Origin of the sequence: Intrasporangium sp. (assembly GCF_051961875.1) — a bacterium.
Taxonomy (GTDB): Bacteria; Actinomycetota; Actinomycetes; order Actinomycetales; family Dermatophilaceae; genus Intrasporangium_A.
Window position 1 is genome coordinate 1 of the sequence record NZ_JBQCCV010000227.1, and the last position, 9,390, is coordinate 9,390.

Sequence of the window (9,390 nt, forward strand, 5' to 3'; positions counted from 1 at the left end):
GCGTCGTTGAGGACGGACACCGCACGGCCCGTATGGCGCTGGATCAGCGCTTCCGCGTCGGTGCTCACCCACGAGGGGTCGATGTTGGCGGCGGAGAGGACTGTGCCACGGATCACGACGGCCGGGACCGTCACGCCGATGGGGGAGTCGCCCGTCTCGGCCGCGAAGTGGTCCACGATCTGGTCGACGACGTCCGCCACTGCGTCCGGGGTGGCGGGGATCGGGGTGTCGATCCGCAACCGCTTCTCGGTCAGCGCGCCGAGCTCCAGGTCGACAGGGGCGCCCTTGATGCCGCTGCCGCCGATGTCGATGCCGAGTGGCCGACCCGTCGTGCCCATGGTCCTCGCTTCTCGCGTCGTGGCGTGTCTCGGGGCAGAGACTACGGCAGCGTGAGGATCTCGTTGCCGTCCTCGGTGATGACGATCATGTGCTCGAACTGGGCGGACCGGCGGCGGTCCTTCGTCACCACCGTCCACTTGTCGTCCCACATCTCCCACTCGTGGGTGCCGAGGTTGAGCATCGGCTCGATCGTGAAGGTCATGCCCGGCTCCATGACGAGGTCGTAGCTCGGGGCGGCGTCGTAGTGCGGGACGATGAGCCCGGAGTGGAACTCGAGGCCGATGCCGTGGCCGGTGAAGTCGCGCACGACCCCGTAGCCGAACCGCTTCGCGTAGCTCTCGATGACCCGGCCGATGACGTTGATCTGCCGGCCCGGCTTGGCGGCCTTGATCCCGCGCATCATCGCCTCGTGGGTCCGTTCGACGAGCAGGCGGGACTCCTCGTCGACGTCACCGACGAGGTAGGTCGCGTCCGTGTCGCCGTGCACGCCGTGGATGTATGCCGTGACGTCGATGTTGACGATGTCGCCGTCCTCGAGCGGCCGCAGGTCGGGGATGCCGTGGCAGATGACCTCGTTGACGCTGGTGCACACCGACTTCGGGAACGCCTTGTAGCCGAGCGGGGAGGGGTAGGCGCCGTGGTCGAGCATGTACTCGTGCGCGACCCGGTCCAGCTCGTCCGTCGTGACGCCCGGCGCGATGAGCTCGGCCGCGGCCGCCATTGCTCGGGCGGCGATCCGGCCGGCCTCGCGCATCTTGTCGATCGTCTCGGCGTCCTTGACGAGGATGTCGCCGTCCTCGCGGAAGCGGGTCACGTCGACGTAGTGCGGCCGGGCGATGGTCGCCGGCACGGGACGCCGGGCGGTGACGTCATGGGGGGACACACTTGCGAAGCGAACCGGCATACGGTGGAGTTTAGTGCGACGAGCCCGGCTGCCCTGCGCGGCTCCGGGCACCCTGAAGGTCAGGCAGGAGGGTCGTTTTCGCCATGAAGTACTGGTACAACGTCGACACCGGTGAGGTGCAGACCGACGAGACCAAGGGCCGCGGTGAGCTGATGATGGGCCCCTACGACACGGAGGCCGAGGCGCGCAACGCCATCGCAGCCGCCAGGGCGCGCACCGATCAATGGGACGAGCAGGACCGCGAATGGAACGGCAAGGGGACCTCCCCGGGCTGGTCGGAGGGCGACACCCCCTGACCGCGTTAACCCCCGCGAAACAGGAGTGCGGCAGGATCGAGCCATGAACCGTCAGGAAGAGTTCGTGCTGCGCACCATCGAGGAGCGCGACATCCGCTTCGTCCGGCTCTGGTTCACGGACGTGCTCGGGACGCTCAAGTCGGTCGCGGTCGCGCCGGCCGAGCTCGAAGGGGCTTTCTCTGAGGGCATCGGCTTCGACGGCTCGGCCATCGAGGGGCTGATGCGGGTCTACGAGGCGGACATGCTCGCCAAGCCCGACCCGACGACGTTCCAAATCCTGCCCTGGCGCGGTGACAGCCCGGGCACCGCCCGGATGTTCTGCGACCTGCTCATGCCCGACGGCACGCCGAGCGTCGCCGACCCGCGGCACGTGCTCCGGCGCGCCCTCGGCCGCGCAGCGGACCTCGGCTTCACCTTCTACACCCACCCCGAGATCGAGTTCTTCCTGCTCGAGCAGCAGCGCGGCCCACGCGGTCGGCCCATCCCTGTCGACGACGCCGGCTACTTCGACCACGTGCCCCACGGCACCGGACACGACTTCCGGCGTGCGGCGATCACGATGCTCGAGAGCATGGGCATCTCGGTGGAGTTCAGCCACCACGAGGGGGCTCCCGGCCAGAACGAGATCGACCTGCGCTATGCCGACGCCCTCTCGACGGCGGACAACATCATGACCTTCCGGACGGTCATCAAGGAGGTCGCCCTCACCCAGGGCATCTACGCGACGTTCATGCCGAAGCCGTTCGCGGAGCACCCGGGCTCGGGGATGCACACCCACCTCTCGCTCTTCGAGGGCGACTCGAACGCGTTCTACGAGCCCGGTGCGCCCTACCAGCTGAGCAAGACCGGCCGGCAGTTCATCGCCGGGCTGCTCAGGCACGGCGCCGAGATCACAGCCGTGACGAACCAGTGGGTCAACTCCTACAAGCGGCTCTGGGGAGGCGGCGAGGCCCCGGCCCACCTCACGTGGGGGCACAACAACCGCTCCGCCCTGGTCCGGGTGCCGATGCACAAGCCGAGCAAGGGCCAGTCGACCCGCATCGAGGTGCGTTCCCTCGACTCGGCGTGCAACCCCTACCTCGCCTACGCCGTGCTCCTCGGGGCCGGCCTCAAGGGCATCGAGGAGGGCTACGACCTGCCGCCGGAGAGCGAGGACGACGTGTGGAGCCTCACCGACGCCGAGCGCCGCGCCATGGGCATCAAGCCGCTGCCCGCGTCCCTCGGGCGAGCGCTCGAGGTCATGGAGGAGAGCGACCTGCTCGCCGAGATCCTGGGCGAGCACGTCTTCGACTTCTTCCTCCGGAACAAGCGGCAGGAGTGGCTCGACTACCGGCACGAGATCAGCCGCTTCGAGCTCGACCGCTACCTGCCGCGTCTCTGACGTGCGGGCCACCGACCGGACCCGGTCCTTCGCCGGGCGGCTCGCACGGCTGGGCTTCGACGACCTGACCCGGGCCCGCTCGCTGCTCGACGACGAGGCCCTCCGCCCGCTGCGCGACGTGTCGGGGCAGCTGGCCGAGGATCTCCTCGACGCGCTCGGGGAGACCGCCGACCCCGACCTGGCCCTGCTCGGGCTGGTCCGGCTCCTCGAGGCGCTCACCGCGGCGGACCTGCCGGCCGACGTGGGCATCGACGCCCTCGCGACCGAGCTCGGGAGCGGGGGCCCGGCACGGGAGCGGGTGCTCGCGGTCCTCGGTGCCTCATCGGCGCTCGTGGACCACCTCGTCCGGCACCCCGACCACTGGACCTGCGCGGCGCGCGCGGAGCGGCAGCCCCGGCATGAGGTCCGCGCGGAGCTGGTGGGTGCGGTGACCGACCCTGGCCAGCACACGGCATACGACGCCCTGCGGATCGCCTACCGCTGCGGCCTGCTGCGGATCGCGGCGCTCGACCTGACCGCCGGCGACCCCGTCGCCGCGATGCCGGCCACGGGGGAGGCTCTCGCAGAGCTCGCGGAGGCGGCGCTGGAAGCGGCGCTCGCCATCGCCCGTGCCCAGTACGGTCCGGGGCACGAGGTCTGCCGGCTCGCGGTGATCGGCATGGGCAAGACGGGCGGCGGGGAGCTCAACTACGTCAGCGACGTCGACGTCATCTTCGTCGCCGAGCCCGCGGAGGGAGCCGACGAGGAGGAGGCCCTACGGGTCGGCACCCAGCTGGCGACCGCGCTGATGCGGGCCTGCTCGACTCCCACCCAGGAGGGGTCGCTCTGGCCGGTCGACGCCGCGTTGCGGCCCGAGGGCAAGAACGGGCCGCTCGTGCGGACCGTGGCGAGCCACAAGGCGTACTACGAGCGCTGGGCGAAGACGTGGGAGTTCCAGGCGCTGCTCAAGGCGTGGGTGTCCGCGGGGGACCTCGACCTCGGCCGGCGCTACAAGACGGAGATCTCCCCGATGGTCTGGGAGGCCGCCGGGCGCGAGAACTTCGTCAGCGACGTGCAGGCGATGCGCCGTCGCGTCGAGCAGCACGTGCCCGCGGCCGAGGCCTCGCGGCAGCTCAAGCTCGGTCCGGGTGGCCTGCGCGACGTCGAGTTCAGCGTCCAGCTGCTCCAGCTCGTCCACGGACGGACCGACCCGAGCCTGCGCTCCACGACGACCCTCGAGGCGCTCGCCGCCCTGGCCCGCGGGGGCTACGTGGGTCGTGACGACGCCGCGGCGCTCGACCGCGACTACCGCCAGCTGCGCTGCCTCGAGCACCGCATCCAGCTGCACCGGCTGCGTCGTACCCACCTGATGCCGGAGTCGGCGGCCGACCTGCGCCGGCTCGGCCGGTCGATGGGGCATCGGCGAGACCCGGCCGCGGCCGTCGTGGCGGACCGTGCCGCGATCTCGCGGGAGGTCCGCAGGATCCACGAGCGGCTCTTCTACCGGCCGCTGCTCGCCGCCGCCGCCCGGCTCACGCCGGACGAGGTGGGCCTGTCGCCGGAGGCGGTCCGGGCGCGGCTGTCGGCACTCGGCTTCCGCGACCCCGCCGGCGCGATGCGGCACATCGAGGCCCTGACGTCGGGCGTGAGCCGACGGGCCGCCATCCAGCGCACTCTCCTGCCCGTCATGCTCGGCTGGTTCGCGGACGAGGCGGACCCGGACGCCGGGCTGCTGGCCTTCCGGCGGGTCAGCGACGAGCTCGGCACGACCCACTGGTATCTGAAGATGCTCCGCGACGAGGGGCGCGCCGCGGAGCAGCTCGCCCACGTCCTCGCGAGCAGCAGGCTCGCGGCCGACCTGCTCATCGGGTCGCCGGAGAGCGTGCGGATCCTCGGGGAGGCGGACGGCCTCGTGCCGCGGTCGCGGGAAGCCATCGCCGCCCGGATGCGGGCCGCCGTGGCGCGCCGTGACGCGGCGGACGAGGCGATGCCCGCGGTGCGCTCGATCCGTCGCCACGAGCTGCTGCGGATCGTCTTCGCCGACCTGACCGCCCGGCTCGACGTCGTGGACGTGGGCCGGGCCCTCTCCGACCTCGCCGCCGCGACCATCGAGGTGACGCTCGACGTCGCGACCGCAGCGGTTGCTCGGCGGGAAGGCCCGGTGGGCGCGGACCTGCTCGTCGTCGGGATGGGCAGCCTCGGGGGAGGGGAGCTGGGGTACTCCTCGGACGCGGACGTCATGTACGTCCTTGGCCTGCTGCCCGGCTCCGAGGAGGCGACAGCGCAGGCCCGCGCGACCCTGGTCGTCAAGGAGATGGCCAAGCTGCTCGCGACCGCGGGACCGGAGCCGGCGCTCACGCTCGACGCCGACCTGCGCCCCGAGGGCAAGAACGGGCCCCTCGTCCGCAGCATCGAGTCCTACCGCTCCTACTACGACCGCTGGGCCCTGACGTGGGAGTTCCAGGCCCTCCTGCGTGCCGCCCCGATCGCTGGCCCGGCCCCGCTCGCGGCCGAGTTCCGGCAGCTCATCGAGCCGCTGCGCTGGCCCGCGGACGGACTCGACGCCACCCAGGTCCGCGACATCCGGACCCTCAAGGCCCGGATGGAGGCCGAGCGGCTGCCGCGTGGCGCCGACCCCAGCACCCACGTCAAGCTGGGACGCGGCGGGCTCACCGACGTCGAGTGGACCGTGCAGCTGGGCCAGCTCTGCCACGCCCACGACCGTCCACTCCTGAGGGTCACCGGCACGCTGCGGGCGCTGCACGGCCTCGAGGAGGCGGGCCTGATCCCGCCGGCCGACGCCGAGAGCCTGCGCGAGGCATGGCTGCTCGCAAGCCGCCTGCGCAATGCCGGGATGCTGTGGCGCGGACGCCCCGTGGAGAGCCTGCCCTCCGACCTGCGCGACGCCGACGGCGTCGCGCGCATCGTCGGGCTCGAGCCGGGCTCTGGGGGCCAGCTGAGCGAGGTCTGGCGGCGGGTCGCTCGTCGTGCGCGGCACGCCATGGATGCCAACTTCTTCGAGTGAACCGCGGGCCCAGGTGAGGCGCCGGGACCCCGAGCGAGGCCGGGGCCGAGACGCTGTTCACAGGCCACAGCATCCGATTGTGTTTCAAGTCGTGCGATGGGGTGACCCGGGGTAGCGTCGTCCCGTGACCACGGAGAAGGGCAACGCTGCGCCGTCTCTGCTTGCCGTCCTCCGGGCCCCGAAGTACCTCCCGATCTTCCTCGTCTCGGCGCTCTCGCTGTGGGGCGACAACATCGCCCGCATCACGATCGCCGCCATCGTCTTCCAGCGGACCAAGTCTCCACTCATGACCGCCACGACCCTGGCCGTGAGCCTCCTGCCCAGCGTCTTCGGCCGCAGCCTGCTCGGCCCGCTCGTCGACCGGTTCCCCTACAAGTGGGTCATCGTCTGGGCGCACCTGCTCCGGGCCCTCTGCGTAGTGGGCCTGATCGTGCTCGTATCGGAGGCGGCCCCGCTCCGGGCGATCTTCGCCGTCCTGTTCCTGCTCGAGACCATCGGCGGCGCGGCCGTCGCGTCGAACATGGTCCTCATGACCGACCTGTTCCCGGACCGGCGCCTCTACGCGCGGGCGATCGGGCTCAACGCGCTGTCCGAGCAGACCAACCAAGCGGTGGGCCTTGCGGTCGGTGGTGCCATCGTCGCCTGGGTGGGCGCGGAGGCGGGCCTGCTCGCCGACCTCGCGTCGTTCCTCATCGCCGCCGTGACGATCCTCGTCGTCGTCGAGCTGAGGCCTGTCTCGGGGGAGCGGAGCAAGGGCGTCGTGGGATTCGTCCGTGACCTGGGCGGCGCTGTGGGCGACATGGCCCACCATCCCGTCCTCGCTCGGTTCATCACGCTCAGCGTCATCGCGTGCGTCGGCATCGCCGCTCCGGAGGCGCTGGCCATCCCCATCGCCGGCGACAACTGGTGGAGCGGTCTGCTGATGGCGGCCCCGGTCGCCGGTGCGGTCCTCGGCATCCTGCTGATCACACGCCGCGACGTGCACTGGCAGAACAACTCGCTCATCCCGCTCGCCATGCTCATGCCGCTCCCCCTCATCGCCACGATCTTCCACCCCCACTACGTCGTGCTGGCCCTGCTGTGGTTCGTCAGCGGCATGCTGCAAGCCTTCATGGTGCCGCTCCAGGCCACCTTCACCCTCGTCACTCCCGAGGCCCTTCGGGGCCGGATCTTCAGCCTCGCCGGGGCCGTCTCCGTTGGGGCGGCCGGTCTGTCGTACCTCGGCGCGGGGTGGATCGCGAAGCACACGGGTCCGGAGGCGGCGGTCACTGTCTGCGCTGGCGTGTCCCTCGTGTTCGTGGCCCTGCTCGGGCTCCGGTGGCCCGACGTCGCCGTCCGCCAGGCGGTCGACGCGGCATACGCGCCCCGGACGGCGCGAGCGGCGTGACGCGGGTCGGGTCCCGACCCTGACCGCGTGGACGGGTCCTCAGGGCTCGCTCAGGGCAGGATCGGGGCTGAACCTGATGGTGGCGCCGGCCGCCGAGGAGCAGAGTTGAGTCATGACCTCGCTGCATTCTCCGAACCCGGACTTTGACACCACCGGCGCCGCCCCCGCGCAGGTTTCCACATCGGCCCCCGTGGCCGAGCGCGCCCAGCCGGTCTTCCGCTGGCTGCGCCGGCAGCCGCTCCGTCGCAACAGCACCGATCGCTGGCTCGGCGGCGTCTGCTCCGCCTTCGCGGGGCAACTCGGCGTCTCCGCCAGCGTCGTCCGCGTCATCGTCGCGGGCCTCGCGCTCTTCGCTGGTACCGGCGTCGGCATCTACCTCCTCGCCTGGGTGCTGCTGCCGAACCAGGACGGGAGGATCCTGGCCGAGGACTGGCTCCGGACCGACGACCGCGGGACCGACGGCGAGGCACCGGGGTCCAGAGCCTGACCCTGACCCCGGCCTGCTAGGGCGGTGGCGGGACCTCCGTCACGGCCCCCGGGCCGTGCCGTGACGTCGACTGGAGGGCAGGTAGAGGTGCCCTCATGCAGCCAGCACGCCTACCCCCACAACCGGACCGACGAGGCGGGCGCCACCTCGGGTGGCTCGGACTGCTCATCGCGGTCCTCACCCTGGCGACCTTCGCCGTGGCCTTTACGACACAGCCGCGCTCCGGCACCCTGTGCGCGACAGATTGCATCCCGCCGCCCTACGCCCACGCTGCCCGGTTCGTGCCCCGCGACTACCTGTGGATGTACCCGGCGATCGTCGTGACGATGCTCATCGTCGTGCTCGTGATCGCGGCGCTCGCCGTCATGGCGACCCTGTACGGCAGCGACCTCGCCTACCGGTTCGAGCTCGTCGCGATCTCGGTGACCTGACTCGCCGTGGTGCTCGTGGGCGGGACACTCGCCGTCGCACACCTGGCCACCGTCCGGCCGGGCAGCCCCGAACGGCCCGGGGCAGCGGGAGCAAGCTCAGCGCCATACGCGTCCACCAGTCGCGGTTAGAGGGTCGCCGCGACCTCCTGAACGAAGCGGGTGGCCCGCTCCCGCAGCCCGGCGATGCGTTCCTGCACGATGAGCTGCCGCACCAGGTCGGCGTCCGTGCCGGCCTCACTGCTGGTTGGCGGGCGACGCACATTGCGCGAGCACGAGAAGTCCTCGCAGACCAGTGTTCCGATGGTGTTGCCCGCCCGGCCCGCGGAGCCACCCCGTCGCGCGACATACATGGCCGCCTCGACGTTGGCGAGGTCTCGACACCAGGCACACAGCGCCTTGCGGCGCACCATGGTCTGGTTCGCTGCGCCGGCCCGCAGGAGGATGCCCGTCGGCACTGCGTCGAGCTCGAGGACCACGTAGGCCAACAGGGGCGCCTTGCGGTCGCGCCAGCCGAGGTAGTCGAGCTGGTCCCACCTCGCCCCGGTCAGGTCGGGCAGCAGCGCCTGTGTCGTCTCGCGCCGGGTCGTGTTGATGAAGGAGGCGCGGATCTGCTTCTCGGTCAAGGGATTCATGGTCGTCATCTGCTTTCGGTGCGGCGGAAGCCGCGATGGTCGGTCACGGTTGCCGTGTGCCAAGGGCGAGCCTGGGGCAACACCACATGACGGAGCCCGGGTCGACGGGCACGGGACCAGCGCGCGGCAGGGTTGATGAGGGTGCGCGCCGAGTCGCCTGGCACCGACCACGAGGAACGTACGCCGCACACCGGTGGCGTGGAGAACGGGGTCGAGGTGTCAGGTGGTCCGGACGCGGGTCCGGCCGGCGGCCGAGCAGGCCAGAGTGGCCACCTCGCATCCCGCGGCGACGTAAGGCACCTGCTCGCTCCTCGTGTCCTGCGGCCGCCCCTACGACGACCTCAGCATCGTACGTGGTCCGTGGCAGCGCCTCATCCCCAATTCGGTCAGGCCCCGCCGAGAGGGACCGGATGCCAACGCGAAACGGCGGCTGACGTGGGTGTCGTCCACGGACGTTCTCGCACGTCAGCCGCCGTTTCAGACGACCATTAAAAACTCAGAGGTGGAGCCTTATACGACCCTTCCTAGA

General features: G+C 71.3%; 9 protein-coding genes. 6 read left to right on the forward strand and 3 right to left on the reverse strand.

The window, feature by feature from the left end:
• Window positions 1-338 (reverse strand): ROK family protein (locus ACTHJJ_RS13400; protein ID WP_440303436.1); only part of this gene is annotated, 338 nt, incomplete at its 3' end.
• A 41-nt stretch (window positions 339-379) separates the two neighbouring features.
• Window positions 380-1,243 (reverse strand): type I methionyl aminopeptidase, encoded by an 864-nt coding sequence (gene map, locus ACTHJJ_RS13405; protein WP_440303437.1) that lies wholly within the window; start codon window positions 1,241-1,243, stop codon window positions 380-382.
• An 83-nt stretch (window positions 1,244-1,326) separates the two neighbouring features.
• Here map and ACTHJJ_RS13410 point away from each other — a divergent pair, with 83 nt between their 5' ends.
• The 6 genes from ACTHJJ_RS13410 (at window position 1,327) to ACTHJJ_RS13435 (ending at window position 8,229) form a co-directional block, all read left to right on the forward strand.
• Window positions 1,327-1,539 (forward strand): methionine aminopeptidase, encoded by a 213-nt coding sequence (locus tag ACTHJJ_RS13410; protein ID WP_440303438.1) that lies wholly within the window; start codon window positions 1,327-1,329, stop codon window positions 1,537-1,539.
• Between the two features lie 43 nt (window positions 1,540-1,582).
• Window positions 1,583-2,920, forward strand: a complete 1,338-nt coding sequence (glnA, locus tag ACTHJJ_RS13415; RefSeq protein WP_440303439.1) for a type I glutamate--ammonia ligase — start codon at window positions 1,583-1,585, stop codon at window positions 2,918-2,920.
• Window position 2,921: 1 nt separating this feature from the next.
• Entirely contained in the window at window positions 2,922-5,924 is a 3,003-nt protein-coding gene (locus tag ACTHJJ_RS13420; protein ID WP_440303440.1) for a bifunctional [glutamine synthetase] adenylyltransferase/[glutamine synthetase]-adenylyl-L-tyrosine phosphorylase, read from the forward strand.
• 124 nt (window positions 5,925-6,048) lie between these two features.
• Entirely contained in the window at window positions 6,049-7,311 is a 1,263-nt protein-coding gene (locus ACTHJJ_RS13425) for an MFS transporter (protein ID WP_440303441.1), read from the forward strand.
• Between the two features lie 112 nt (window positions 7,312-7,423).
• The gene (locus ACTHJJ_RS13430) at window positions 7,424-7,798 is read left to right on the forward strand and encodes a PspC domain-containing protein (RefSeq protein WP_440303442.1); all 375 of its coding nucleotides are present in this window, start codon (window positions 7,424-7,426) and stop codon (window positions 7,796-7,798) included.
• A 95-nt stretch (window positions 7,799-7,893) separates the two neighbouring features.
• A complete protein-coding gene (locus ACTHJJ_RS13435) occupies window positions 7,894-8,229 on the forward strand; it encodes a hypothetical protein (RefSeq protein ID WP_440303443.1) in 336 nt (111 codons plus the stop codon).
• 125 nt (window positions 8,230-8,354) lie between these two features.
• On the opposite strand, the gene ACTHJJ_RS13440 is transcribed toward ACTHJJ_RS13435, so the two are convergent.
• Window positions 8,355-8,861 (reverse strand): FBP domain-containing protein, encoded by a 507-nt coding sequence (locus ACTHJJ_RS13440; protein WP_440303444.1) that lies wholly within the window; start codon window positions 8,859-8,861, stop codon window positions 8,355-8,357.
• Between the last annotated feature and the right edge of the window lie 529 nt (window positions 8,862-9,390).